Origin of the sequence: Haloterrigena salifodinae, assembly GCF_003977755.1 — an archaeon.
GTDB lineage: Archaea > Halobacteriota > Halobacteria > Halobacteriales > Natrialbaceae > Haloterrigena > Haloterrigena salifodinae.
On record NZ_RQWN01000002.1, the window covers coordinates 508,645 to 534,309 of the forward strand.

The window sequence follows — 25,665 nt, forward strand, 5'->3', positions numbered from 1 at the left end:
GCATTCTGAATACGGTGCCAACCGCATTGGGACGCCCCCGCTACCGATGACCTACTAAGATTCCACCACCCACCTGCTCGACGAACTCGTCTGTATCGCCGTTCTCCTGCGGGAGCTCTCTGCTAACAGGGACGAGATCACCGCCGGCGGGACCGCCGATGCTCTCGAGCGACTCGAGGACCTCCACGCGACCGACCGCGCGCCGGGCGAGCCTTGCCTCGTCGTCCTCGTTATCTGAACAGCATCCCACTGCTCAGGCGAGGCGGTCGGCAGCGTCACGCATCGACTCGTCGGTGAGGGTAGAACGACCGCTTCGCCGTCGGCGACGGTCACTCGTCGCTCTCCGGTTCCACTTGGACGCCGATCGTCGCGACGACGTTTCGGACGTAGCGCATGCTCGTCGCGATCGACATGATGCCGTCCATCAGGGCCTGCTGGCTGGCCTCGTCGGGGTAGACACGATACTCAACTTGGACAGTTTCCGCCTCCCGGAGCTGACAGGCCGCACCGTCGGGGTCGAGGAACGTGTAGAACCCCGGCGTCGCCGCCAGCATCGGCCCGACGTACTGGAGGAGTTCGCTTCGGTGCTGGTCGTCGCGGAGCAACTCCTTCGTTCGCTCCGTGTCGAACCCGCTTCGACCGACGATCCGGACGGGACCGAACTCCTCCTCCTTGATGACGTGGACGGGCAACCGCGAGAGTTCGACCTGCAGGTTGAATGCGGTGTCCTCATCGGAGTGGGCCGTCACACCCCGAATCGCCGTTTCGTCCAACCAGTGGCGAACCTGGGTCTCGCTAACGTGTCTCGTCATACGAGAGCGACGGCTGCAGTTGGGATAAGCCTTCAGCGGTCTCCTGCCAGGGTTTCGTGACGGTCCATTGCGCGTCAGTGCGAGCGGAAGGATCGCTCAGTGGCGTTTGGGCATCGTCGAGTGACGCGTCGTCTTCATATCCGCGCGCTTCGACGGCGGCGGCGCCATCGTCGAGTGTCGGGTCCCGTCGCCGCCGCCCCCGTCGCTCGATCCGAGCCCGGAACCGAGTAGTCCGTCGTCTTCCTCGTCCGCTGCGTTGCCGTCGTCCTCACCGTCGCCTTCGCCGCCGACGGAACTGGCGCTTCGCTCCTGCAGTCGCTCGTGGAGTCCCTCGAGGTCGTCGCCGACGCCCGTCAGCGAGGACTCGACCGTCGACCGAAGCTGGTCGCCGATGTCCGAGCCGCTGTCCTCGTCATCGCTCTCGAGGAGTCCGCTGGCTTCGCCGACCGTTTCGGCGGCGGCCTCGATCGTTTCTCGTGCGCCGCCCTCGCTGTCGGCGTCGTCGCCGTCCTCGTCGGATCCGGTGTCGCTAGCCGACGCCTCGGCGCCGCTATCGCCGCCGCTCTCGTCTCCCGAGCCGAGTACAGTCTCGAGCAGTCCGTCGTCCTCGGCTCCCTCGTCCTCCTCGTCTCGGTCGCCCTCGCTGTCGGCCTCCGCGTTCGACTCGCCCTCGTCGCCGGCGTCCGATTCGGCCGTCGCTTCCTCGCCGTCCCCAATCGACGACCGGAGTGCGTCGACGGCGCCCTCGAGTGCCCCCTCGTCGTCGTCATCGGCCAGATTCGAGAGGTGCAACAGCCGCTGGAGGTCCGCGACCTGCTCCGGATCGCCCCGCGCGATGGCCGCCGGAATGGAGTCCGGCTCGCTGCCGTCGGGCAGCGTGTCCAGCCCGACCGCCGCGAGCAGTTCGTCCGGCTCCGCGGACTCGAGGAGGTCGTTGGCCTCCGCGGCGGTCTCGAGGAGGTCCGCGCCGTCAGAATCGCCGTCCTCGTCGCCGAGCATCGACCCGCTCGAGGTCTCGGCGGCGTTCAGTATCTCGGTCACCCGATCGTGGAGGTCCTGGCTATCCTGGTTCATGGGTTCCCTCGCTGTCCGCGCCGCGGTCCACAGTTCGCCGTTCGCCGATCGCTGCCGTCCGGGCCGCCACTCGAGGGCGGACGGCGACGATTCGGTTTCGGCCGCCGGTCGCTATCCCGCTTCGGCCTCCGCCTCTTCGTCGTCTTCGTCCTCGTCGGTCACCGCCGCGATGATCTCCTCGGTCATCTTCTCGCGGCTGAGGTTCGCCTTCACGTCGACGTCCTTGGCCACCGATTGTAGGTCGTCGTAGGACATGATACCGAGGAAGTCCTCCAAGGTGTCACGCCGCAAGTCCTCGATGTCTTCGACCGACGGCTCGGAGTCGTCGCTCGCTTCCGCTTCGGCCTCTTCGGATTCGTCCTCGGTCGCCTCCGCTTCGTCGCTTTCAGCTTCCGACTCGGCTTCGTCTTCCGATTCAGCTTCGTCACCTCCATCCTCCGACTCGGCCTCGTCTTCCGCCTCCTCCTCGTCGCCTTCATCCTCCGACTCGGAGTCGTCCGCTATTTCTTCCTCCTCACCTTCAGCTTCGGACTCGGCCTCGTCTTCCGCTTCCTCGCCCTCATCCTCTTCCCCCAGAACGTCACCGAGTCCGCTTTCCTCACCGATGCTCTCGACGACCGACTCGATGGTCTCTTGCGTACCGCTCTCGCTTTCGGCTTCCTCGCTCTCGTCGCTCTCGGATTCGCTTTCGTCAGTATCGCTCTCGAGCAGGCCCTCGAGACCGCTCTCTCCGGAGACGCCCTGGGCCAGCGACTTGACCGACTTCTTCGCGTCGTTTTCTTCGACCGTCTCCCGGAGGGAATCACGGATCGCGGCCGTGAGGGACGACTGCATTTCCTTGCGGTTCTTCCCCTCCTCGAGGCCTTCAGCGATCGATTCGTGGATTCCACGGCCGATCGCCCCGCCGAGTTCGCGCCCGACCTGCTCGCCGAGCTCGCGGCCGACCGCTGCGCCGACCTCGCCGCCGTCGATGCTGTCCTCGAGGCTGCCGTCGCCGAGCACGTCGGCCACGTCGAGTTGGTCGCTCACCTCCTTGGCGACCAGCTTCCGCAGTCCGCTCTCAGCCATGGCGCTCACCTCGGGCCGTGACGGACGATCCGCCGTCGGGAAGCTGCTTTCGTACCATGGTTAATCCTCCTCGGCTTCGACGGCGTCCTCTTTCTCGGCCTCGGACTCCTCGCCACTCTCATCGTCCGCCGCGGCTTCGTCCTCTTCGCCGTCCTCGGCCTGGCTGTCGTCGGTGTCCTCATCGCCGGACGCCTCGGATTCGTCATCCACTGATTCGTCCGACTGTTCGTCCTCGACCGATTCGGATTCCTCCTCTTCCTCCGCCGATTCGTTAGCTTCCTCTTCGGTGTCGTCCGCGTCCTCGTCCTCGACCGATTCGTCAGCATCCTCTTCGGCCTCGACTTCTTCTTCCGCAGCCTCTTCTTCGAGACCCTCCGCTTCAGCTTCGGCTTCCTCTTCCTCGGCCGCTTCAGCTTCGGCTTCTTCTTTGTCGCCGAACAGTTCCTCAAGGACCATATCACCGATCGCTCGACCGATGGATTCGCCGATCTTCCGGCCGATGAGCGCGCCGATCTGGGCGCCGATGGCCTCTCCGAGGGGCTGGTCCTCCTCGATCTTGTCCTCCCACTGTGTGCCCTCGATCAGGTCCTCGATGTCGATGTTCTGGGCGACCTTCTCGAAGTCGATGCGCTGGGCCATTGACTTGGACTCGGTGTCGGATTCTCCGCTCATTGTTAGGCTGCCTCCGCTGTTGCGTCTGACTGATCGCCTGTCTCTTCCTGCTCCTCGTCGGGTTCTAGCTGTTCGATTAGCTGCTCGATTACCTCACTGACGACCATCGCCACGATGTCCTCGACCGGCAAGCTCGGTATGAGCCCGGCGAGGCCCTTTTTCGCCCGATTGCCGGCGGCTGAGATCCGCCCGGGTGATTCGGTCGCTTCCTCGTCTTCGTCCGCTTCCTCCGCTTCTTCGTCTTCCGCTACGTCTGCTTCCTCCGGCGGTTCTTCGTCTTCGTCCACCGTCGCTTCGTCCGGAGTCTCTTCTTCGGCTTCTTCCTCCGCTGGTGCTTCTTCTTCGGCCTCGCCGCCGAAGAGCCCGCGGAGCCACTTGACCGGCTTGCCGAGAATCCCCTTCACCCAGCTGAACAGCGAGGAGATCCGGCCACCGGACTCCGCTTCTTCCTCGCCTTCTTCGCCCTCGGCTTCCTCCTCGCCGTTCGCTTCCTCGCCACCGATTCCCAGCAGCCCCAGCAGCTTGCTGAACAGTTCCTTCGGCTTGCTCAGCAGTCCGCGGAGGAACTTCTTGGGCTTCTCGAGGATGCCACTGAGGAGGTCTTTCGCCTTCCCCGGGACCTTCTTGAGCAGTTCGAACGGCTTTTTCAGGAGCTCTTTCGCCTTGTCGATCATCGCACCGGGGCCGTCCAGCAGCCCCGTCACGGCGGACAACAGGTTCCCGAGGAGGTTGTTACTGCCCGGCCGTGCCGACACGTCGAGCTGGACCGGATTCAGGTTGACCTCGAGTCCGAGCAGATCGAGGAAGAGACCGTCGAGATCGAGATGGAGAATGCCGGAAGCATCGTCGCCTTCGTAGACCGCTTCGGCGTCGTCGGCGTGGCCTTCCGCTCGCTTGTCGTCGGTGAGTTCACCGGTTTCGTCTCCGACATCTCGTTCCTCTTCCTCTGCCTCCTCGTCCTCAACCTCTTCTTCTTCAGCTTCTTCCTCCTCTTCGGCTTCCTCGTCCTCAACCCCCTCTTCTTCAGCTTCTTCCTCCTCTTCGGCTTCCTCGTCCTCAACCCCCTCTTCTTCAGCTTCTTCCTCCTCTTCGGCTTCCTCGTCCTCAACCTCCTCTTCTTCGGCTTCTTCCTCCTCTGCTTCCTCGTCCTCAGCCTCTTCTTCTTCGGCTTCTTCCTCCTCTTCGGTTTCTTCTTCTCCAGCCTCGGCCTCTTCCGTATCGTCTTCCGACGCGTCGTCGGCATCAGCTGTCGATTCCTCGTCGTTACCCTCCTCGGCCATCTCTGCCTGACCCCCGTCGGTCAGAACCCTGCGATCCGCTCGCGCCGCGTGCTCACCGTCGTGACGATGGCTCGAGTGATCCTCGACTGCCACGGGATCCGAACATTCCTCGGAACCATCATCTCCTAGACCCGTTGTCATTATATGCAAAACCCATGCGAGTGGGCGTTGTGGTAATTTCCCTTGCGTATGCGACTAGTGGCGGGAACGGCCGCTCAAGGCCGACTTCGGCCGGGAAAACGAGTGATGGTGAGCGGGTCTCGAACCGGTTATGGCAGCTCCCTTATTCGACCGGGGCCACGTGCAGGGCGTACTCGCCGCGGGTCTTGCCCTCGTCGTGGTAGGCCACGGGTTCCTCGATCGCCGCCAGCGTCCCATCGTCGACGGCGGCGGCGGTCGCAATTCCCGCGAGTCGGTCGACCCGTTGTGGTCCGGACTCGAGGTCGAACCGGCGAACGGCGTGGGTTTCGGGGTCACGAACGCGGAAGTTCTGCGCACAGGGTACGACGATCGTCTCGCCGTCAGCGGCGAGGCCGTGAACGAAGCCCCGGACCTCGTCGTCCCACGCCAACTCGCCGTCGGCGTCGAAGGTCGCGGTCCGGTGCTCGTTCGGGTGCCGGTTCTCCGTCTCGCGACTCTCGACGGCGTAGGTGTTTCCGGTTACGAACGTCACGCGCCCGTCTGCCGCGTACGCGTGGTTCGGGTAGGCGTACAGCGTCTCGCCGTCGATCTCGGTTTCGACCGCCAGATCGACGCGCCAGCGCTCGGCGCCGCCGGGACCGAGCAGATAGCCCCGTTTATCGCCGTGGCTCGAGACCGCGATCGAATCGCCGTCGACGGAAACGTCGCCGACGCGCCGATCGCCCTCGGTGCCGGGGTCCCAGGTCCATGCGAGGTCGCCCGACGCTGTTTCGAGGACGACGAGTCCGACGTCGTGATCGCCCATACAGCGGTTGTAGCCGACCGCCAGTCGCTCGCCGTCGGCGTCGAGGTCGATCGCGATCGGGGAGGCGTCGGTCTCGTACGTCCAGCGCACCGTTCCGTCGGGATCGAACGCGTAGACGGTGCTGTGCCACTGCTGCGTCTCGCCGTCGCGCTCGTACCGTCGCGCGGCGGCGTAGAGGCACTCGTTGCCGTCGGCGTCGGTGCCGCTCTCGAGGGCGACCACGTACGGGAGGTAGAAGACGGTGTCCTTGACGGCCTCGCCGAGGTCGTCGACGGTGTCGTACCGCCAGCGTCGTTCGCCGGTCGCGGCGTCGTAGGCTGCAATCGTGCCGGTCTCGCCGCGGCCGGCGACGATCACCGTCTCCGCAGTATCGCCGTCGCTCTTGGTCCCGCCACCCGACAGCGTCGCGATTCCGACCGCGTGGTCCGGATGGTCGGCCGTCCAGCGGGCCTCGAGCGAGTCCGAGTCGACCTCGCGGGCGGTGACGGTGCCGTCCCACTCGCCGGTGACGACGAGGTCGCCGCTCTCGGCGACGTGAACCGCGGATCGGGTCCACATGTGGCGGCTCCGGGCCGTCTCGATCTCGCCGAGTGGGACCGACCGGAACTCGCGGTCGCCGTCCCGGTCGGCTTCGCAGTCAGCATCAGCGGTTTCGGCCATCGTCAGTCCTCTACCGGGAAGGTCTCGTGGAGGGTGTCGTGAGCGTCCCCGAGGCCGTCGACGATACTCCCGCCCTGCGTGCGCAGTCGCTGGACCGCGCGCTCGGCGTCGCGAACCGCCAGCAGTCGTCCTCGCGTGTAGTCGTACTCGGGGTCGTCGTCATCCATCGCGGCGACCTCCTCCTCCAGATCCACGAGGGCCGCGTCGAGATGGCGTTCGACCTCGGCGAGGCTCTCGGCGTTCGCGAGCCCTTCGATCGGGCCTTCGAGGTGGCCCTCGAGTTCGTTCTCCGCGTGGTCGCGGGCGCTGTCGTCCCCGACGCCGAGGACGTTCATCAGTCCGAGTCGTAGTGCTTCGATTTCGTAGCAGCTCATGAGTGTGTGTAGTGACTGTTCGGAGTCGTGTTTTTCGTCTCGAGTGCGTCGGTGCACGTCGGTCGGTTCAGTCCGTTACAGCGTCTGATCGACGAGGTCGCTGACGATGCGATCCCGATCGAGGTGGTCGCCGACGATCCGTTCGGCGTCCCCGCTATCGACGTCACCGTACCAGATCCCGTCCGGGTAGACGGCGACCATCGGTCCGTCGCCGCAGCGTCCCAGACACGAGGAGCGCGTGATCCGCGCGTCGCAGTGGTCGGAATCCCGCACCTCCTGTCGGAGTCGCTCGAGGACCGACGGCGAGCCCATCTCGGCGCAGGTCTGGTTCATGCAGACCGCGACGTGCTTTTCGGGCGCGTCGTGGCTGTGGGGTTCGTCGTCGACGTCTTCGCGGTCAGCGTGGGCCTCCTGATGGGCCAGCGCACGCAGCATGGCTCGGGCGCCGCCGACGTCCTCCTCGTAGCCCTCGAGGTCGACCTTGTACTTGCACGTGTCACAGGACATCTCGACGCTTCCCGACCTAGCCTCCTGCCAGCGGTCGGCGAAGACGTCCAGCAACCGGGAGTCGGTGCCGAGCGGGTCGCCGGCCAGCGCCTCGACGTAGGGGTAGTCGTCGTCGAAGTCGGCCGTCCAGTCGCGCACGCGCTGGGTCAGCACGCCGTCACCGAGCATGTACGGCAGGACGACGACCGCGTCGGGCCGGTGCTTCGAGAGCCCGTGGAGGGTGTCCTCGAGCGTCGGTTCGGTGACACCGATGAAGGTCGCCTCGACGCGATCGAATTCGCGGCCCTCGTAGAGCAGGCGGGCCAGCTTGTGCACGTCGCCGTTGGCGTCCGGATCGCTCGAGCCGCGGCCACAGAGGACGACGGCGACGTCGTCTTCCGCGCGATCGACGCCCAGTTCGGCCTCGACTTCGGTGGCGCGGTCGTCGAGTAGGTCCAAGATCGCGGGATGGATGCCCAGGTGGGCGCCGTTGTTGATCTCGAGGTCGTGTTCGGCCCGGGCCTGCTCGAGCGCCAGCGGCACGTCGTTCTTGACGTGGCTCGCGGCGAACAGCGAGCAGTGGACGATGGTTACCTGCGACGTGACGGGCGCGAGTTGCGCGAGCGCCTCGTCGATCGCCGGCTCCGCGAGTTCGAGGAACGCGGCGTCGACTGGGATGCCGAGTCGGGACTCGAGGCCGGCGGCGAGGTCCCGAACCTGTTCGTTGGACTTCTCCCGGCGGGAGCCATGGCCCACCAGCAGGAGCGCCTCGTCGTCGAACGCGGCCGTCGTCGCGGGCGTGGTCTCGTCGGATTTGCTCATCTTGGGAGTTCGGAATCGGGATCTGTCGGTCGGTTACTCGTCGTACGCCGTCGCCTGCTCGAGGCTCCGCTCGAGTTTGCGGCGGCGACTCGGCGCGAAGAGGCCGGTCGCCTCGCAGCCCTCGTAGAGCCACGTGCCGAAGTCGGGTGCGGCGTCGTCGTCGACGCCGAACCAGTAGCCGCCCGACGAGGTCTCGGAGAGTTCGTCGTACGGGGCCTCGACCGGACTCTCGTCGATCAGGTCCTGTACGAGCTCGAGCAGTTCCGCGTCGTCGTGGACGAACGAGATGCCGACGGTGCCGCTCGAGGACTTGAAGCAGACGGTGCCACAGCCCTCGAGCAGCCCTCGGAGGAGCTCTCGATCGTGGCTCGAGAACGCGCCGAAGCGGTAGTTGCCGCGGCCGTCGACGGGGAGCCCGAGCGCGCCGCTGCGGCCCAGAAGACCCGAGTCGTCGGTCCCGTCGTCGGCCCCGATCGAGAGTGTGTACTCGTCCTCCGTGCGCGTGATCGACGTATCGTGAGCGTAGTCTCGAGTCGTCGTCTCGTGCTCGAGGTCGCCGCCCGCGACGGCCGCGAGCACCTGTGCGGACTCCTCGTCGTTGGTGACGACCTCGATACCGCTATCCGAGACGTCGCCGCTGCCGGCGACGTGGCCCCAGAAGTACGCCGTTGCTGGGTGGCCCGCAAGCGGATCCGACGGAACCGCGATCTCGAGCGGCGTTTCGTCTCCGTCGTCGGCTTTCGGTTCGGTCTCGCTCATTCGCCCACCTCCTCGACGACGATGGCGTCCGTCGGACAGGCCGCCGCGGCCTGCTGGGCCTCGTCGATTCGATCGTCGTCGAACGTCGCGACGACCCGTTCGGCGGTATCGGCGACCTCTCCCTCGCAGTCGTAGACCGGATCCGCGTTGGGATCGATCGTCGCGAGGCCGTCCCCGCCCTCGACGAACCGCGGATCGCGAGTCAGGCAGGCGAAGATGCCGTCACAGGCGTCCTTCTCGATGGTGACTTCGTATCGTGGCATGCTGGTCCTCAGTAGTCGTACTTCGTCTCGTAGCCCCGGGGCGTGACCATCCGGTCATCCCAGACGTAGGTGTCCTCGGTGCCGACGACGATCGTCGTCGTCATGTCGATGATTTCGCTCTCGCCGAGGTCCTCGAGTTCGGCGAGTTCGGTGATCATCACCTGCTCGTCTTCGCGGCCGGCGCCGTGGACGATGCCGACGGGCGTGTCGGGGTCCCGATGCGTGAGGAGAATCTCGCAGGCCTTCTGGAAGTTCTCCCGGCGCTTGCGACTCCACGGGTTGTAGATCGTGATCGTGAAGTTCTCGCTGGCGACGGAGTGCAGTCGGGATTCGATCTCCGGCATCGGGACGAGATGGTCCGATAATGAGACCGAGACGGTGTCGTTCACCAGCGGCGCGCCCAGTCGGGCCGCACAGGACTGCGCTGCGGGGACCCCCGGAACCACGTCGAAGTCGACCATCGAGGCCGTCGCGCCCTTGGACTCTAAGATCTCGAGGGCCAGCCCCGCCAGCGCGTAGACGTTGGGGTCGCCGCTGCCGACGATGGCGACGTCGTTGCCCGCCAGCGCGCGGTCGATCGACTCCTCAGTGCGGGAAACCTCGCCGCACATCGGTGTGTCGTAGATCTCGTCGGCTTCCTCGGTGATCTCGTCCGGAATGAGTTCGATGTAGGTCGTGTAGCCGACGATGTGGTCGGCCTCGAGCAGCGCCGTCTTGGCGCGCTCGGTCATCCCCTCCGGATGACCGGGACCGAGGCCAACGGCGATCAGCTGGCCGGGCTCGGCGTCGAAGTCCTCGATCGTCGCGCCGACCTCCTTCTCGTTGCTGCCCGAGTCGTCGGAGCCCGAGGCCCCGCACGAACTCGAGGACGAGGAATCGGAGCTCGAGGAGGCGCCGCATTTGGAACTGCTCGAGTCGTCCGTCTCGTTCGAGGAAGCGCCGCACTTCGATTCTGAGGACGAGGTCTCGGCCTCCGTGTCGGTGCTCGAGGCGCCGCACTTGGACGTCGATTCGTCGTCAGCGTCTGCGTTGGTGTCCGTACTCATTGGTGTGTAGTATCTCTCTTTCAGAAGTCGTCGACGTCACGCCCGCCGCGCGGGGTGACGAGGTACGTTCGGTCGTCGTTGCGCCAGGTCTCGGTCTCGTGGTTGCCGATGATCAGCGAAGTGCCCATGCCGGAGACCTTGTCGTCATGGTCGGCGGCCTCGCCGAGGGTCGTGATGAACTGGCTCTCGCCGTTCCGGCCGGCGTCAGCGCGGCCCGCGTCGTTGACGATTGCCACGCGAGCGTCGTCGGTCCGCTCCTCGCGGACGATCTCGACCGCCTTCTCGTAGTTGCGCCAGCAGTTGTAGAGGACGATCACGAAGTCGCTGATTGCCGCGGCGCGCAGTTTCTCCTCGATTTCGTCCCAGCCGCGCCACTTGTCCGACAGCGAGATCGTACAGAAATCGTTGCAAAGCGGCGCGCCGACGTTGGCCGCGCCGCCCAGCGCCGCCGTCATGCCGGGGACGATCTCGATCGGGACGTCCGTGGCGTCCTCTTCTTTCGCCATTGTGAAGACGAGGTCGGACTTGCCGTAGACCGACGGATCGCCGCCGGAGACGTGGGCGACGTCCTTCCCCTCGCGGACGTAGTCGAACGCCGCGCGGGCGAGTTCGATCTGGCGGCCCATCGTCGAGCGGACGATCTCCTGCTCGAAGCCGTCCTCTCGGGTCGCGATGCCGTCTTCGTCAGTCCGCTCCTCCGCGGGGATCGTGCCGTCATCGCGCAGGAACTCCTGGTAGAGGCTCGAGGCGATAACGACCTCCGAGGACTCGATGACCTCCTTGGCCCGCTTGGTCATGTGGTCGGGCAGGCCGGGGCCGATGCCGACGACGTAGAGGGTGCCGTGGTCGTCTGGGGTGCCGTCGCCGCTGGTAGCTGCGTCCTCGACGCTCATCGACCGATCGCCACCGTAACCTCGTTCTCGTAGCTGATCTTCTCTAAGACCAGTTCCTGCTCAGCCCCGCCGGCGATGGCGGAGGCCTCGGAGACGCCGGGCCAGCCGATCAACTCCTTGGACTTCGAGGGTGTCGGTCCCTCGTGTTCGAGCAGCGTCTCCTTGTCGAAGGCGACGACGCCCAAATCGAGTTCCTGCGCGGCCTCGAGCAGTCCCTCCTCGTCTTCCTTCCGCGTCGCGGTGCCGACGAACTCGACGTCCTCGAGTTCGTAGTCCGTTCGCTCGAGGGCTTCCTCCCAGGCCTCGAGGAACGCCTCCTTGTCGGCGCCGGAGACGCTGCCAGTGCCGAGGACGACGCCCTCGTCTTTGTTGCGCTTGAGGACGGTCACGTCGTCGCCGACGAGGACGGCCTTCGGTCCCTCGAGTCGCTCGACGGGGCCGAGGTTATCGTCCAGCACGGCGAGGTTGGTCTTCACCGTCGAGTCGCCGTTGACGACGTGGGTGTCCATCGCCTTCGCACGGGACTCGACGCCTTGCTTGCCCGCAGCCTCCGAGGCCGTGGTCATGGCCGGCACGGCGCCCATCGTCGCCAGATCCTGGGCGACCTGATTCGCCCCGTGGTGGCCGCCGGTGATCGGAATCGCCCACGTCAGTTCCTCGTCGACGACGCAAATCGCGGGATCGTCCCACTTGTCGTCGAGCAGGTGGGCCGTCTTCCGCATCGCGATCCCCGAAGCCATGAGGCCGATGAAGCAGTCGTACTCGCCCCAGTGCTCCTCGAAGACGTCGCCGTGGTACTCGATGATGTCGATCGTCTCGTAGCGATCGCCGATCTCCGATTTGATCTCCTCGGCGGTGTCCATCTTCCGGCCGAAGGAGATGATCGCGATCTCCTCGGCGACTTCGCCGTCCGAATCCGCCGTCGAACAGTGTCCGCCGCCGGAGTCCGATCCGCCGTCGTCGTTCGCGTTGTCAGCGTTGTCCGTACTCATAATTAATCGTCTCCTGCTTGCGTTTCCGATTCGTTCGCGTCGCTCGAGTCAGGGCCGCGGTTCGCCCAATCACCGTAGAGAAACGAGCGCTCGTAGCCCGCGCCGGTCACTGCGTCGCCGATGACGACCAGCGCCGAGGCCCGGTAGCCGGCCTCCTCGACCTTGTCCGCGATCGATCCGATATCGCCGACGATCACGTCCTCGTCCGGCCACGAGGCGTGGTAGATCACTGCGACCGGCGTCTCGGGGTCGTGATCACCCTCGAGCAGCCGATCCATCGTGTCCCGAACCGCGTGGGTCCCGAGGTAAATGCAGGTCGTCACGTCGCCCATCTCCACGAAGTCGGAGATGTGGTCCTCCTCGGGCGTCAGGGTCTTGCCCTGCGGCCGGGTGAAGGCGACGTGGTTCGACACTTCGTTGAGCGTCAACTGCGTCCGCAGCGTCGCGCTCGCGGCGAAGGCCGACGTGACGCCCGGCACGAAGTAGGTCGGTACGCCCTCGTGTTCCAGCGCGTCCATCTGCTCGAGCGCCGCGCCGTAGATGGCGGGGTCACCGCTGTGGAGCCGGACCACGTTGTCGCCGTTCTCGTAGGCGTCCCGCATCAGCGGGATAAGTTCCTCGAGGTCCTTGCCGACCGAATTCACCAACTCCGCGTGGCCGCAGTACTCGTCGAGGAGTTCGCTGTTGACAAGCGAGCCCGCATGGACCACGAGGTCGGCGTCCTCGAGCAGTTCCTTGCCCGCGACGGTCAGCAGTCGCGGGTTGCCGGGGCCGGCCCCAACGAAGGGGATCCCTTCCTGTTCGTCGCCGGCGCTATGCTCGAAGATCCTGTCGTCGAGTTCCTCGCGGCGGCGTTCGCCCTGCGAGTCGATCGCGTCCTGCGGGTCGTTCGGTGTGTCCTCAGTCATCGGTGGCCTCCACAGTCGCCGCCCTCACAGCCCTCGGCGTGCTCGAGGGCGACGACTTCCCCGCCGTCCGCGACGGGTTCGCCGCTCGAGTTGCCGTCGTTCGCAGTCGCGTCGTCCGCGTCGTCCTCCTCGAGGAACGCCGCCGTCGCCTGTTCGACCTCGAGGCTCTCCTTCTCGGCGTAGGCGAGCGTGTAGTAGTCGCGCTCGTCGATCTCTTCGGGGTCGTCGGTGACGATCGTCTCGCCCTGTTCCATGAACAGCCGGCGGCCGTAGGTCACGTCGTAGCCGGCCTCGACGAGCCCCTCGTGGGTCGCCGGCGCGTCAGTGACCTTGAACAGGATCATCCGGTCCGGACCCGTGGGGCTCGCGCCGCTCGCCGCTTCGCGCAGCGAGAGCCCGGCACCGGCCTCGATTTCGACCCCCATCGCGGTCGCGAAGGCCGTCACCGCGCTGACGCCGGGGACGATCTCCAACTCGACCTCGGTGTGGAAGGCATCGATCGTCCGGCGAAGGTGGCCGAACGTCGAGTAGACGTTCGGATCGCCCAGCGTGACGAAAGCGACGTCGCCGTCGCGTGCGTTCGGCGCGATCTCCGCCGCGGCCTCCTTCCACGCGGCCCGCAGTTTCTCCTCGTCCCTGGTCATCGGGAAGTCGAGGTCCCCGATCTTCGACTCGTCAACGTGTTTCAGCGCGACGGTTCGAGACAAGCGGCCCGGCGAGTAGACGACGTCAGCGTTCTCGAGAATCTCCTTCCCGCGGACGGTCACGAGGTCGGCCTCGCCGGGACCGAGTCCGACGCCGTACAGCGTCATCGAGTCACCTCGCCCCCGTCCGCTGCGACTTTCTCACCGTCGTCCGACTCCGAATCGGCCGTCGCGCTCCCGACCAGCATGTACACCGGGTTGTCCGAGTTGAAACTCGTCGCGCCGGCGAGTTCGTAGCCGTGGCTCACCTGAAACTGGACGACCTCCTCCAAGATATCGCGCTCGCGGAACGCCTCCGTCGCCTTCCCGGCGACCTCGAGTCGCGAGACGTTCATCACGATGCGGTCGACCTCGGTCTCAACGGCGTGGTCGAGGACAGCCTCGAAGTTGCGGCTCCCGCCAAGGAAGAGCACGTCGGCGTCGTCGGGCAGCCCCTCGGGGGCTTCCGCGTTGCGCAACTCGACGTCGGCCGATACCGATTCCTCGTTCGCAGCGAGGTTCCGCTCGGTCGTCTCGAGCCGTTCGGCCTTCCGCTCGAGGGCGGTCACTCGCCCGGCCCGCTGTGCGGCTTCGATGGTGACGGCCCCCGTACAGGAGCCGACCTCCGCGAAGTGGTCGTCCGCCTCGAGCGCGAGCTTCGAGGCGACGACGGCGCGGACCTCGGACTTCGTCGGCCCGGCCTTCGCGTCGTGTGGAAGCGCGATGGGTGGCATCACCCGTGGCAACAGCAGCCTCCCCTAAAACAATTTTGTTTGGTGTAGAGCAAGTTCGGTTGCTCAGTTGCGGTTGGAGTAGTTCAAGAAAACTTGTTCTTCGAAGCGGAAGAACCGACTCGAGCGCGTCGAACACGGGCGAAAAAGCGTCGTCTTGAGGCAACCCGTTCACTCCGTCTCGACCGAGACGTCGAACTTTCCGCGCCACCGGTAGCGCCGCCCGCCCCAGACGAACGTCCGTCGGACGAGGCCGTACGCGAGCAGAGGAATCGCCGCCAACGCGACCGGATACGCCGCGAGGAACGTCCACCGGCGAACGCCGAAGGCGGCGTAGACGCCGGCCATCGCGACCGTCAGTAGCATCAGCGCGGGGAGCGGAAACAGCACGCACCCGGCGGTGAGTGCCGATCCCAGGACGAACTGGCCGGCGGTTGCAACCGGATCGTGATACCGGACGATCTTCGTGAACCGAACCTGATTCTCGAGCGTTTCGCGGACCGAACCCCCGATTTCGACGCGACGCGTCCGCTCGACGCTCGTGATATCGGCGTACTCCATGAGGAGGCCGTCGTCGCTCACCGTCCGCCGGAGGTCCGTGAGGAACGCCTCCTCGTCGATATCGTCGCGTTCGAAGACGAGCGACCCGCCCCAGGGAACGTCCCCGAGGGAGACGGCGAGCGTTCCGCTGATCACGTGCGTCGGCTCGAGGAGTTTGGCGAGCGGATCCTGGCCGACGAAGACCGGGACTTCCGTGGTCGGTCCGTACCGCTCGTAGTCGCTTCGTAATCCATCGAGCCAGTCGGGAGGGTGGTGATAGTCGTCGTCGGACCAGACGAGGCGATCGCACTCGGCCGCGTCCATCCCGACTGCGATCGCGTTCGCCTTCCCGGAGCAGCCCTCGGGTTCGCCCGCGACCACCAGTCTGACCGCCTCCGGACGGTCGTCGATTCGCTCGGCGACCGACTCGGTCGCCGCGTCGCAGACCACGAGGAGTTCGTCCCCCGAGCGCAGTTGCGCGGCGATCTCCTCGCAGGCGTCGTTCCACCCCGTCGTAGGTAGAATGACGCTGACCGGCGTCGGATCTGCCATATCCTCGCTATCGACCCACCTGGTGATGAAATGATAGGTTATCGGAGGCGAAATCGACGTTCGACTCCATCTATCGAGCGGCGATCGAACTGACGATTGATCGGAACGGATCGCCGCGGTCAGCGACTGCTCTCCTCGAGGAACCGATCGAACGCCCCGCTCTCGGCGTGGACGTGGACGTAGGTCCCCAGCGACTCGTACTCGGTGAGGCCGTCGTGGTCGCCGTCGATCCCGTCACCGCGGACGGTCTCGAAGGCGAAGCGGGCGTCGGCGTCGACGTCGGCGCTCGAGTAGTGGAACTCGTGGCCCCGAATCGTCTCGCCACGAGCGGCGGTCAGCGTCCCCTCGAGGGCCTCGAGTTCGACGTGATCGAGCGCCTGATAGCGGTCGTGCATGGTGACGTCCGCGGGGAGGATGCCGGCCATCTCGCGGCGGTCGCCATCGGTCGTCGTCAGCGACCGACTCATGGCCATCAGACCGCCGCACTCGCCGAGGACGGGCAGCCCCTCGCTCGCGAGTCGACCGAGTTCGTCGAGCGTGTCGCTCGACTCGAGTTCCGCGGCGTGGAGTTCCGGATAGCCGCCGGGGAGGTAGACGCCGTCGCAGTCGGGGACGGGATCGCCCGCGACGGGCGAGAACGCGACCAGGTCGGCGCGCTCGCGGAACCGCTCGATCGTCGCCGGATACCGGAAGCAGAAGGCGGCGTCGCTGGCGACGGCGATCGTGGCGTCGACTGCGGCGGCGCTGTGGACCGGCGACGGCGTCTCGGGTGCGGGCGGCTCCCTCGCGACGGCGGCCAGCCGTTCGGCTTCGAGCGACTCGGCGACCTCCCGCAGCGCGTCTTCGGGGAGGGTGGCCTCCGCACCCATCTCGAGGCCCAGGTGCCGGTCGGGAATCTCGAGATCGTCGTTCGGCGGAATCCGCCCGAAGTACTCGAGGTCGTCGGGGAGGGCGTCGCGAATGCCCTGCTCGTGACGGCCGCCGTGGGCGCGCTGGGCGACGATGCCGGCGACCTCGACGTCACGACCGATGGCGTCGGCGTACTCCTTGAACCCCAGTGCGGTCGCCGCGACGCTCTCCATGCCGGCCTTGGCGTCGACGACGAGGACGACGGGGAGGTCGAGCGCTTCGGCGACCATCGCCGTGCTCGAGCCGTCGCCGTCGTAGAGACCCATGACGCCCTCGACGACGCAGATATCGCCCTCGCCGCGCCGGTAGTTGCGCCGGAGTCCGTCTTCTCCCTCGAGCCAGCGATCGAGCGTGCGGGAGGGCCGGCCCGCGATCGCCTCGTGGTGGCTCGGATCGATGAAGTCCGGGCCCGCCTTGGCCGGCTGGACCGCGTAGCCGGTGTCCTCGAGGGCCTGCACGATCGACAGCGTCGCGACCGTCTTCCCGACGCCGGAACTGACGCCGCCGAGGACGAATCCGTTCATCATTGTGGTTGCGTTCGCACAACTGAACTTGAATCCGTCGGTGGGGAGTACGAACGGCTCGACGAGTACTGTATGAGGAACCTCGAGAAGGGTTCGAGTGAAAATGAACGTTCTGCTATCGTGGCAACAGGGGATCGCCACACCCTCCCCAGCCGATTTCTGCTCACGGGTGCGAAGCACCCGTTCGCATGGTTCGCGGAACCTTCGGTTCCGCGCTAACGCTCATTCACTTCGTTCACTCGCTCATCCCTCGCGCGAGTTCGTCGATCGGCCCTCACAGTCGTTCGGACCGATCGTCGGCGCGCGCCGCCGCAAACCGAGTTCGGGATCAAACCGTTCTGTAGCGATCTGTACAGTACACAGCGATCGATACCCGAGAAGCAGTCCGAGGCGACCGAAACCGAGTTGGGAGTGGTCCGCGTTCGAGGAACCGAGACCAATGAGCGACGCGAGAAGTGCTACCGAAACGGTGCCGGCGCTGAAGGAGCGCGCCGGCGTCGTCAACGCCCTGCTCGACGGCACGCAGACCGTGCTTGTTCGTCACCCGACGCTCGATCCAGGCACGATCGACGACGAATTCGTACTCTATCCGGCCTATAGCCATCAGGACCCCGCGCGGTACCAGTCGCGATACGAGCACTACTACCATCGCTCGAGCGCGAAACCCGACGCCGGCGTGCCGATCCGCGCCGTCGCCGACGTCCGCGAGGAATACCGCGTCTCGAGTGACGCCCTCGAGGCGCTGGCTCGCCACTACGTCTACACGCCGGACGGCCTGCGCGACAAGTACGACCCGGAAGACGACCTGCGCGTGCTGTTGCTTCGCGTGTCGGCGCTCGTGTCACCGCGACTCGCCGAAGAGCGGGGCAGCTACCGCGGCTGTCGCGCGTGGATCGACCTCGAGGATGACGTCGACGTCGATACCGAGGCCTCGCTCCCCGTGCTCGATGACGTGGCGTTCGCGGAGCGACGGGCCGCGGTTCGGGACGTCCTCGAGTGATCGCGTGAGCGGGCCGTTTGGTACCGATTCCCACCACCGACGAACTTAACCGCTCGAGTCGGCTACGACCGTCGGATCGAACTATGAGTGGGAAAAGCGGGAGTGACACCGAGATCGAGCACCACCTTCGGGAAGCGCTGCAGCACTTGAGCGAGGCCCGCGACGCCGACGACCTCCGAAAGACCAACGCTGTCGCGCTCGAAGAGGTCGAGAACACCGTTTCGACGGTCCTGCGGGAGTACGAGCAGGACGAGTGAGGCCGAACCGATCGATCGCTCCAGCGCAGGGGTGCCGTCCGCGGCCGGCCGATCGAGACGGGGACGTCCGTGACCTCGCGCGGAGTCTCACCACGGTGCCGGTTCTCGAAACAGTTATTTTGTTCGACGGGCGATTGCAGGGAACAATGTCGTTCGAAGATTGTCGGATCGGTTCGAACCGATCCGCAGGCCGGACCAGGGGTAGCCAGTCGTGACGACTCGAGACGACGAGGCCGTCAAAGAGCGCGTCCAGCAGTATTGGGACGACCGTTCGGAGTCGTACGACGGAGACAGCCACCACGCCATCCACAGCGACGAGCAGCGCGACGCGTGGCTGTCGATCCTCCGGGACTGGACCGGTGACGGTGACCCACCTCGGCGAACTCTCGACGTCGGCTGTGGAACGGGCGTCATCTCGCTGTTGCTGGCCGAACTCGGTCACGACGTCACCGGAGTCGACCTCTCGACGGACATGCTCGAGCGCGCTCGAGCGAAAGCCCGCGACCGCGGCCGGTCAGTCGAGTTCCGAAACGGGGACGCGGAATCGATCTCGGATCCCGAAAACGCGTACGATCTGTTGACGGCCCGGCACCTCGTCTGGACGCTGCCGAACCCGTCGGCGGCGCTTCGGGAGTGGCAACGAGTCGTCCGTCCGGGCGGCCGGATCGTCCTGATCGAGGGCCACTGGGACTTCGACGAGGCGTTCGACGGGTATCAGGAGATCCACGACGAGTTGCCGCTGTACGACGGCCGGCCGCCGGGAGAGTTGGTGGACGTACTCGAGAAACACGGGCTCGAGCGGGTCGAGTACGAGCCGCTGATGGAGTCGGTGCTCTGGGGCGAGGAGCCGAACTACGAGCAGTACGTCGTCGCCGGCGACGTTCCAGAGTGAGACGGGGCGGGAGAGACCGAACGGAGACGGTGACGGACCGCCCGCGATACCATCGATCCGATCTGCTAGAGTTTTATGAGTTGACACGTACTCGGCGGGAACACACGATGGGGACCGTCGAATGACGACCGACACGGAATCGAAGTCGAGGGAGACTGCGAGATCGATCCGCGATCCGCGGGTCGTCGGCCGAGGGCTCCTCCTCGTCGGAGCGCCGTTTCTCCTCGCTGTCGTTCTGTGGTTCCATCCGAGCGCGGGCGACGAGCCGTTCGCGGCCCTCTCGCCGGTCGTGGACACGTGGTTTCTCGTCCACGCGCTCCTGTTACCGCTCTTCGGCCTCCTCGGGATCGGCCTCTACGTACTGCTGCGCGAGTACCGCGGGACCGTCGCGACCGTCGGACGGGTCGGCGTCGCGGTGTATCTCGTCTGCTATCTCGCGTTCGAAGCGATCGCCGGCATCGCGACGGCCGTCCTGATTCGAGAATCCGGTGACCTCGCTGCCGACCAGCGAGAGGGCGTCGCAGCGGTCGTCGACGTCGTGCTGACGGAGCCGATCGACGGCGTCGCGGGCCTGCTGGCGGTCGTCGGGACCGTCGGTAACCTCGTCGCTGTGCTCGCGATCGCCGTTTTGCTTCGGCGCTCGGGCGCGCCGCTCGTCCCGGTCGTCCTGCTCGCCGGTTCGCCGATCGGTCTCGTCGCCCACGGTGCCACTCCGGGAGCCACGACCGGTATACTGGCGTTCTGTTTCGGCGTCGCGTGGCTCGAGTTCCGCTGGCGCTTAGCAGACTGACGAAAGAAACGGCGTCGAGTCGTCGGCGGATCACGACGCACGCCGACGAACCGCCGACGCGAATCGTCGGTTTCAGCGCCGCGCCGACGTTATGGTCTTCGATTCGATCGGCTGTCGAACGGCGAGCACGACCAGATCCGAGAACGGCGTGTCTTCCGTTCCGGTTCCGCCGGCGTGCTCGGACAACTCCGCCAGCGTGAATCGGTGGATCGCTTCGTCCTTGTGGGTCAGCTTCTCGAGCACCAGCGCCTCGAGGTCGGGGTCGGCACCCTCCTCAAGCAGGAAGGCGGCGATATCGCCGGGCATCCGGTCGTAGGGCCGCGGGAGCACGAGCAGATGGCGCTCGTCGACCGTCGCGGCGGCCGCGAGGCGTTCCATATCGGACTCGAGGTCGCCGCTCTTGTGCAGCGTGACGAACTCGGTGTCCTCCATCGGGGTGCGGGCGCGGCTGGCGGCCATCTGGAGCGAGGAGATGCCGGGGACGATACGGACCGGGGTATCGGAATCCTCACGCTCGACCGCGCGCTGTACCTTCCCGACGAACTGGTAGCCCGAGTGATTGGGGTCGCCCATCGCCACGGCGGTTCCCGACTCGCCGGCTGCAACGCGTTCGCCGAACGCCTCGAGCGCCTCGGCCTCGTCCTTGTACCCGCAGGTCAGCAGATCGGCGTCTGTCAGGTCCTCGACGAACTCGACGACGGTCGTGAAGCCGACGACGACGTCGGCCTCCTCGATCGCTCGCCGACCGCGAGGAGTCAGATATTCCTGATTCCCGGGACCGACGCCGACGGCGTAGACTGGGTCGTCCGCTCCGACGGTTTCACCGTCCTCCCGCGGGCTGTGCCCGCTCGAGTGGTTCGCGGAACGTTGGTCCGCGCTATCTCCGCCTCGCTGCCCCTCCGGTGCAGCGCCTTCGTCGATATCCGGCTCCGGCGCTGCGGCCGCGAACGTCGCCGGATCCGGCCCCGCCTCGAGGTCGTACTCGTCGCTCATTCGTCCTTGCTTTCGGATTCGACCCTCGCCGCTCGAGCGTCAGCCGTCACCTCGAGTTCGAGGTCGTCGGTCCGCACGTCCTTCGCGACGTGGATCAGTTCGTTCGTCAGCGCCGCGGCCAGCCCGCTGCCGCCGCGTCGGCCGACGTTCGTGATCGCGGGCACGTCGTATTCCTCGCTGACCCCGCGGATGCGCTGACGGCTCTCTTCGGCCTTGACGAAGCCCACGGGCGTCGCGACGATAGCGGCGGGTCGGGTGCCGTTCTCGATGCAGTCGGCCAGCGCGAACGCCGCTGTGGGGGCGTTGCCGATCGTCGCGATTGCGCCGTCGTAGACGCCCTGCTTGTCGAGTTCGAGCACCGACGCCGCAGTGCGGGTCATGCCGGTCTCCTTCGCCAGCTCGGCGCCGTTGCCGATCGCCTTGCGCTTCTCGCAGTTGTGGCCGCGGCCGGTGATCCCGGCCTTGGACATCGTGATGTCCGTGACGATGGTCGCCTCCTCGAGGACGGCTCGAGCGCCGGCGCGGACGGGCGCGTCCTCGTCGTCGCCGAGATCGTCACCGCCGGTGAACTCGATCAGGTGCTGAAACTCGATGTCGCCCATCGAGTGGACCGACTTCTGGCGGACGCGGTCGGCCAGCGTCTCGTCGGGGACGAACTGTCGGACGATATCCATGCTCGTCTCGGCGATATCCATCGCGTTCTGCGTCGTCGCGCCCAGATCGGCGTACTCCTGCTCGAACTCCTGACTGTCGCTCATCGGGTATCACTCTCCGGGCCTCGCGTATCGGTCGTCGGCCAAACACCTTCGCCGGTCGCTGCGATCGTCCGGTCAGTCATCCTGGGCCACCTCGGCGCCCACGGCGTCGTTGGTCGTGCGCGCCTCGAGGTCGCCCTCGACCTCGAGATTCAGATCGCGCAGGCGGTCGACGGTCTCGTCGTCTGCGTCCCACAGGTCGCGCTCGATCGCCTCGAGCAGGGTGTCCGTGATGGACTCGAGCGCCCACGGGTTGACGTCGCGCATCCACTCCTGGCGGTCCGCGTCGAAGGCGAACTTCTCGGCGACCTCTTCCCAGAGCGTATCCGAGACGACGCCGGTGGTAGCGTCCCAGCCCAGCGTCACGTCGACGGTCGTCGAGAGATCGCCGGCGCCCTTGTAGCCGTGCTCCTCCATGGACTCGAGCCAGTCCGGGTTGAGCACGCGCGAGCGCATCGCCTTGCGGACCTTCTCCTCGTTCGTGTAGACGTCGACGTTGTCGGGGTCCGAGGAGTCGCCGACGTAGGAGGCGGGCTCCTCACCCGAGATCTCTGATACCGCCGAAATGAAGCCGCCGTGGAAGGCGTACCAGTCCGAGGAGTCGAACTCGTCCTGTTCCATCGTGTCCTCGATCTTCACGGTGGCGTCGACGGACGAGAGGCGCCGCTCGAAGGCGTCGTGGGCGTCGGAGACCCGACCACGCGATCCCATCGCGTAGCCGCCCCACTGGACGTAGACGCTCGCGAGGTCGGAGCGGTCGTCCCAGTTGCCCTCGTCGACGGCCTTGTTCGTCCCGGCACCATAGCCGCCGGGCCGGGTCGTGAACACGCGGTGTTTCGCGGCCTTGCGGGCGTCGGATTCGTCGAGGTCCTCTTGTTCTTGCAACTCTTCGGCTTCCTCCTCGACGTGTTTCTTCACGTAGTTCATCTCGAGGGGTTCGTCGAGGTCGACGACGGCGTCCACGGCGTCGTGGACGACCCCCGCCGCAGCAGGGAAGGCGTCGCGGAACAGCCCGGAGACGCGGGTCGTCACGTCGATTCGGGGTCGATCGAGTTCCTCGAGCGGGATCGGCTCGACGTCGTCGATCCGGCCGGCGTCCGTCCACTCGGGTTCGACGCCCATCATCGCGAGCACCTGGGCGATCGTCTCGCCGCGGGTGCGGACCGTGGGGGTTCCCCAGGCGACCACGCCGATCTCTTCGGGGTACTCCCCTTCTTCAGAGTGATGGCGCTCGAGGACGCCCTCCGCGACTTCGCTGCCGACCTGCCACGCGGCCTTCGCGGGAACCTTCCGCGGGTCGAGCGTGTAGAAGTTCCGCGCGGTCGGCAGCAGGTCGACGCCGCCGCGGGTCGGCGCGCCCGATCCGCCGGGGGGCACGTACTCGCCCGAAAGGGCGTCCGCGGTTCGCGGGATCTCGTCCTCGGCGCCCTGGACGCGGGGCTGGGCCTCCTCGCAGATGTAGGCCAGCGCCTTCCGCAGATCGTTGTGGGCGCCCGACTTCGCGCGCCCGTCGCCGATCGTCTCGAGGTCGACGACGAGCAGATTCATGTTCACCTCGTCGTCGGGGCCGGCTTCGCGCTCGGAGACCGGGATGTCGAAGTCGTGTTCGGCGAGCGTCTCGATCAGATCGACGCTGGTCTCGTGGACCACGTCGGCGGCCTCGGCGTAGGTCATTCCGAGATCCTCGTCGTACTCGCCGGGCGACTCGAGCATCGTCTCGTAGTCGACGCCGAGCGCACCGGCCACGCTCTCGCGCAGGCTCGGTGCGCCGGGGTTCTCGAGTCGGGTGAGCGCGACGAGGTACTCCACGAGGCGCTCGTCGGCTGGCGGCTCGGACATCGTGTGCAGCCCCAGCCGGATCTGGGTCGTCTTCACGTCGGTGAGGTACTCGTGGATGCGCTCGACCAGTTCGTCGACGTCGACCTCGTCCCCTGCGACCTCGCCTTCCGCGAGGGTCGATCCGGCCTCGTCGGGGCCGCGAACGTCTGCTTTCTCGTCGATAGAGCCCGAGACTCCGAGCTCGACGGCGAGATCGAGTTCCTCGACTTTCTCGCGCATGAGAGCTTCGAGGTGGTCGCCGTCATCGGCCCGGGCGTCTTCCATCCCCGCTTCGCGGTACTGGTTCGCGAGTTCCTCGAGTTCCGAGAGTTCGTCGTACGTGCCGGCGTTCCGCATGACCGGGGTCAGATAGTCGACGATGGCGGCGTAGGAGCGCCGTTTGGCCTGCGTTCCTTCCCCCGGATTATTGACGATATACGGGTAGACGTTCGGGATGTCGTCGATCAGTTGATCGGGTGCGCTCGCGCCATTGAGGCCGACCGTCTTGCCGGGGAGCCACTCGAGGCTGCCGTGGGTCCCGAGGTGGACGACCCCGTCGGCCTCGAACGTGTTGTGCAGCCAGCCGTAGAAGGCGTAGTAGTCGTGTGGCGGCTGCAGGTCCGAGTCGTGGTAGACCTTCGAGGGATCCATCCCGAACCCGCGCGGCGGCTGGACGGTGACGAGTACGTTGCCGAACTCGACGCCCGGAATCGCGAACGGGCGGTCGGGGACCTCGCCCCACTCGTCGACGACGTTCTCCTGGAACCGCTCGTCGGCGTCGCTGAACCACTCCTCGTAGGTGTCCGGCGAGACGACGTCGACGGAGAGGTCGCGGACGTCTTCGGGCGCGATCCAGCGGTCCTCGAGCGTGAGCTGTGCGGTCAGCTTTTCGACCAGCGACTGCCCGTCTTCAGGCATTTCGTCGCCCAGATCGTACCCGCGGGCGTCGAGTTCCTCGAGCAGATTCACCGTCGACTCGGGACTGTCGAGACCGAACGCGGTCCCGATCCCGTCGTCGCTCGGCGGATAGTTGTGGAGGACGACAGCGACCTGTTTGTCTTCGTTGGGCGTGTGCCGAAGCTCGGCCCAGTTGACCGCCAGCCGCGTGGCGTGGTCGACCCGGTCCTCGATCGGGAAGTGGTGTTTCGGCGCCGACCCGATGCCCGCCTCGTCGTCGGTGCGCTCCTTCCCCGAGATCGGGTGCGTGATGACGTTGCCGTCGAACTCCGGCAGCGCGACCGAGAGCGCGAGTTCGAAGCCCATCACGCCCGTGTCGCTGGACTCGTACCGGGACCGCGAGCGCATGGTGGTAATCGTCTGGAGGACCGGGACGCCGAGACGGTCGAGGAAGACGTCCTCGGCGCTCGAGCCTTCGTCGCTGGCGCTGCGGCCGCGCTCGTCCATCGAGAGCGAGAACATGAAGGAAGAGAGCACGGCGTCCACGACGGGTCGGCCTGCGTCGTCGATCAGCCAGTTGTCGGTGACCCATTCGGCGTCTTCCTGCTCGTCGGTGTCCGTCGCGGGGTTACAGAAGATCGGCAGGGCGTTTGCTCCCTGCTTCTCGAGCGCCCGGACCTGCGCGTCGACGTAGCGGGTGTTCTCGTGGGTCCAGTGGGACTCGTAGAACCAGATCGCGACCGTCGGCTTTCCGGGGTCGTGGGTCCCGAGCAGGTCCTCGTACTCGATTCCCGGGTGGTCGGGGTGGTAGACCCCCTCCGTGGGGAGTTCGGCGGGGTCGTCGTATTCGACGTCGCGGCCCTCGTATTCGGAGACCAGAAACCGGCACAGGTTGGCGACATTGATCGTGCCGCCTTTCTCCAGATAGTCGTAGACGAGGTCGCGATGGGCCTCCGAGACGGTCGTGTCCTCGAAGGCGAAGGCGTCGCCGGTCGCCTTGACGATCAGCGGCACGCCCGCCTCCTCGAGGGCGCCCGTCGCGTAGTCGTAGCCCGGCATGCTGTCCTCGGCGCCGTGCAGCCAGAAGATCGCTGCCGCGGCGTCGGTCAATTCCTCGACGAACTCCTCGACGGCGGCCTCGTCCTCGAGGTCGCTCTCCGAGCGAACCACGAGGTCGATATCCTCGAGTCGCTCGGCGGCCCGGCCGATCGAGCCGAGTTCGTTCTCCGTAGCGGTGTAGATCCCGATCGTAGTCATCGCGTTTTTAAA

At 66.4% G+C, this 25,665-nt stretch carries 26 protein-coding genes; 4 read left to right on the plus strand and 22 right to left on the minus strand.

What is annotated here, in order from left to right:
• Nucleotides 1-40 precede the first annotated feature (40 nt).
• The 19 genes from EH209_RS11275 to EH209_RS11365 form a co-directional block, all read right to left on the minus strand.
• Nucleotides 41-250 (minus strand): hypothetical protein, encoded by a 210-nt coding sequence (locus EH209_RS11275; protein WP_126662995.1) that lies wholly within the window; start codon nt 248-250, stop codon nt 41-43.
• Between the two features lie 79 nt (nt 251-329).
• A complete protein-coding gene (locus EH209_RS11280; protein WP_126662996.1) occupies nt 330-812 on the minus strand; it encodes a hypothetical protein in 483 nt (160 codons plus the stop codon).
• A gap of 96 nt (nt 813-908) precedes the next feature.
• Nucleotides 909-1,886 (minus strand): hypothetical protein, encoded by a 978-nt coding sequence (locus EH209_RS11285; RefSeq protein WP_126662997.1) that lies wholly within the window; start codon nt 1,884-1,886, stop codon nt 909-911.
• A gap of 111 nt (nt 1,887-1,997) precedes the next feature.
• Nucleotides 1,998-2,954 carry a hypothetical protein gene (locus tag EH209_RS11290; protein ID WP_126662998.1) on the minus strand — a complete coding sequence of 319 codons (957 nt, stop codon included), beginning with the start codon at nt 2,952-2,954 and terminating at the stop codon, nt 1,998-2,000.
• 60 nt (nt 2,955-3,014) lie between these two features.
• Nucleotides 3,015-3,626 carry a hypothetical protein gene (locus EH209_RS11295; protein ID WP_126662999.1) on the minus strand — a complete coding sequence of 204 codons (612 nt, stop codon included), beginning with the start codon at nt 3,624-3,626 and terminating at the stop codon, nt 3,015-3,017.
• A 2-nt stretch (nt 3,627-3,628) separates the two neighbouring features.
• On the minus strand, nt 3,629-4,999 hold the full coding sequence (locus EH209_RS11300; RefSeq protein ID WP_249038788.1) for a DNA primase: 1,371 nt from the start codon (nt 4,997-4,999) through the stop codon (nt 3,629-3,631).
• Between the two features lie 190 nt (nt 5,000-5,189).
• Nucleotides 5,190-6,512, minus strand: a complete 1,323-nt coding sequence (locus tag EH209_RS11305; protein WP_126663000.1) for an outer membrane protein assembly factor BamB family protein — start codon at nt 6,510-6,512, stop codon at nt 5,190-5,192.
• Between the two features lie 2 nt (nt 6,513-6,514).
• Nucleotides 6,515-6,886 carry a DUF3209 family protein gene (locus tag EH209_RS11310; protein ID WP_008892606.1) on the minus strand — a complete coding sequence of 124 codons (372 nt, stop codon included), beginning with the start codon at nt 6,884-6,886 and terminating at the stop codon, nt 6,515-6,517.
• 75 nt (nt 6,887-6,961) lie between these two features.
• Nucleotides 6,962-8,194 carry a CbiX/SirB N-terminal domain-containing protein gene (locus tag EH209_RS11315; protein ID WP_126663001.1) on the minus strand — a complete coding sequence of 411 codons (1,233 nt, stop codon included), beginning with the start codon at nt 8,192-8,194 and terminating at the stop codon, nt 6,962-6,964.
• A 33-nt stretch (nt 8,195-8,227) separates the two neighbouring features.
• Nucleotides 8,228-8,953 carry a cobalamin biosynthesis protein gene (locus EH209_RS11320; RefSeq protein WP_126663002.1) on the minus strand — a complete coding sequence of 242 codons (726 nt, stop codon included), beginning with the start codon at nt 8,951-8,953 and terminating at the stop codon, nt 8,228-8,230.
• Nucleotides 8,950-9,216 carry a ferredoxin gene (locus EH209_RS11325; RefSeq protein WP_126663003.1) on the minus strand — a complete coding sequence of 89 codons (267 nt, stop codon included), beginning with the start codon at nt 9,214-9,216 and terminating at the stop codon, nt 8,950-8,952. The genes EH209_RS11320 and EH209_RS11325 overlap by 4 nt, the downstream gene beginning before the upstream one ends.
• An 8-nt stretch (nt 9,217-9,224) precedes the next feature.
• Nucleotides 9,225-10,262, minus strand: a complete 1,038-nt coding sequence (cobJ, locus tag EH209_RS11330) for a precorrin-3B C(17)-methyltransferase (protein WP_126663004.1) — start codon at nt 10,260-10,262, stop codon at nt 9,225-9,227.
• Between the two features lie 20 nt (nt 10,263-10,282).
• On the minus strand, nt 10,283-11,155 hold the full coding sequence (locus tag EH209_RS11335; protein ID WP_126663005.1) for a precorrin-3B C(17)-methyltransferase: 873 nt from the start codon (nt 11,153-11,155) through the stop codon (nt 10,283-10,285).
• Entirely contained in the window at nt 11,152-12,147 is a 996-nt protein-coding gene (gene cbiG, locus EH209_RS11340; RefSeq protein WP_126663006.1) for a cobalt-precorrin 5A hydrolase, read from the minus strand. Before cbiG ends, EH209_RS11335 begins: the two co-directional genes overlap by 4 nt.
• Nucleotides 12,148-12,149: 2 nt before the next feature.
• The gene (locus tag EH209_RS11345) at nt 12,150-13,055 is read right to left on the minus strand and encodes a cobalt-precorrin-4/precorrin-4 C(11)-methyltransferase (protein WP_126663007.1); all 906 of its coding nucleotides are present in this window, start codon (nt 13,053-13,055) and stop codon (nt 12,150-12,152) included.
• On the minus strand, nt 13,052-13,867 hold the full coding sequence (locus tag EH209_RS11350; RefSeq protein ID WP_126663008.1) for a cobalt-factor II C(20)-methyltransferase: 816 nt from the start codon (nt 13,865-13,867) through the stop codon (nt 13,052-13,054). Before EH209_RS11350 ends, EH209_RS11345 begins: the two co-directional genes overlap by 4 nt.
• The gene (gene cbiT, locus EH209_RS11355) at nt 13,864-14,472 is read right to left on the minus strand and encodes a precorrin-6Y C5,15-methyltransferase (decarboxylating) subunit CbiT (protein WP_126663009.1); all 609 of its coding nucleotides are present in this window, start codon (nt 14,470-14,472) and stop codon (nt 13,864-13,866) included. The genes EH209_RS11350 and cbiT overlap by 4 nt, the downstream gene beginning before the upstream one ends.
• Before the next feature lie 168 nt (nt 14,473-14,640).
• The gene (locus EH209_RS11360) at nt 14,641-15,561 is read right to left on the minus strand and encodes a glycosyltransferase (protein ID WP_126663010.1); all 921 of its coding nucleotides are present in this window, start codon (nt 15,559-15,561) and stop codon (nt 14,641-14,643) included.
• A gap of 119 nt (nt 15,562-15,680) precedes the next feature.
• Nucleotides 15,681-16,994 (minus strand): cobyrinic acid a,c-diamide synthase, encoded by a 1,314-nt coding sequence (locus EH209_RS11365; protein WP_126663587.1) that lies wholly within the window; start codon nt 16,992-16,994, stop codon nt 15,681-15,683.
• Nucleotides 16,995-17,433: 439 nt separating this feature from the next.
• On the opposite strand from EH209_RS11365, the gene EH209_RS11370 reads away from it, so the two are divergent.
• The 4 genes from EH209_RS11370 to EH209_RS11380 all read left to right on the plus strand — a co-directional run bounded on the left by EH209_RS11370 (nt 17,434) and on the right by EH209_RS11380 (nt 19,933).
• Nucleotides 17,434-17,994, plus strand: a complete 561-nt coding sequence (locus EH209_RS11370; RefSeq protein ID WP_126663011.1) for a DUF1802 family protein — start codon at nt 17,434-17,436, stop codon at nt 17,992-17,994.
• 83 nt (nt 17,995-18,077) lie between these two features.
• Nucleotides 18,078-18,251, plus strand: a complete 174-nt coding sequence (locus EH209_RS24025; protein ID WP_012942206.1) for a hypothetical protein — start codon at nt 18,078-18,080, stop codon at nt 18,249-18,251.
• 211 nt (nt 18,252-18,462) lie between these two features.
• Entirely contained in the window at nt 18,463-19,143 is a 681-nt protein-coding gene (locus EH209_RS11375; protein ID WP_126663012.1) for a class I SAM-dependent methyltransferase, read from the plus strand.
• Between the two features lie 121 nt (nt 19,144-19,264).
• Nucleotides 19,265-19,933, plus strand: a complete 669-nt coding sequence (locus EH209_RS11380) for a hypothetical protein (protein ID WP_126663013.1) — start codon at nt 19,265-19,267, stop codon at nt 19,931-19,933.
• A 72-nt stretch (nt 19,934-20,005) separates the two neighbouring features.
• Here EH209_RS11380 and EH209_RS11385 read toward each other — a convergent pair whose 3' ends face one another.
• The 3 genes from EH209_RS11385 to cobN all read right to left on the minus strand — a co-directional run bounded on the left by EH209_RS11385 (nt 20,006) and on the right by cobN (nt 25,653).
• On the minus strand, nt 20,006-20,926 hold the full coding sequence (locus EH209_RS11385) for a cobalt-precorrin-7 (C(5))-methyltransferase (protein WP_126663014.1): 921 nt from the start codon (nt 20,924-20,926) through the stop codon (nt 20,006-20,008).
• On the minus strand, nt 20,923-21,684 hold the full coding sequence (locus EH209_RS11390; RefSeq protein ID WP_126663015.1) for a precorrin-8X methylmutase: 762 nt from the start codon (nt 21,682-21,684) through the stop codon (nt 20,923-20,925). Before EH209_RS11390 ends, EH209_RS11385 begins: the two co-directional genes overlap by 4 nt.
• A gap of 72 nt (nt 21,685-21,756) precedes the next feature.
• Nucleotides 21,757-25,653: a cobaltochelatase subunit CobN gene (gene cobN, locus EH209_RS11395; RefSeq protein WP_126663016.1), complete on the minus strand. Its 3,897-nt coding sequence runs from the start codon at nt 25,651-25,653 to the stop codon at nt 21,757-21,759.
• Between the last annotated feature and the right edge of the window lie 12 nt (nt 25,654-25,665).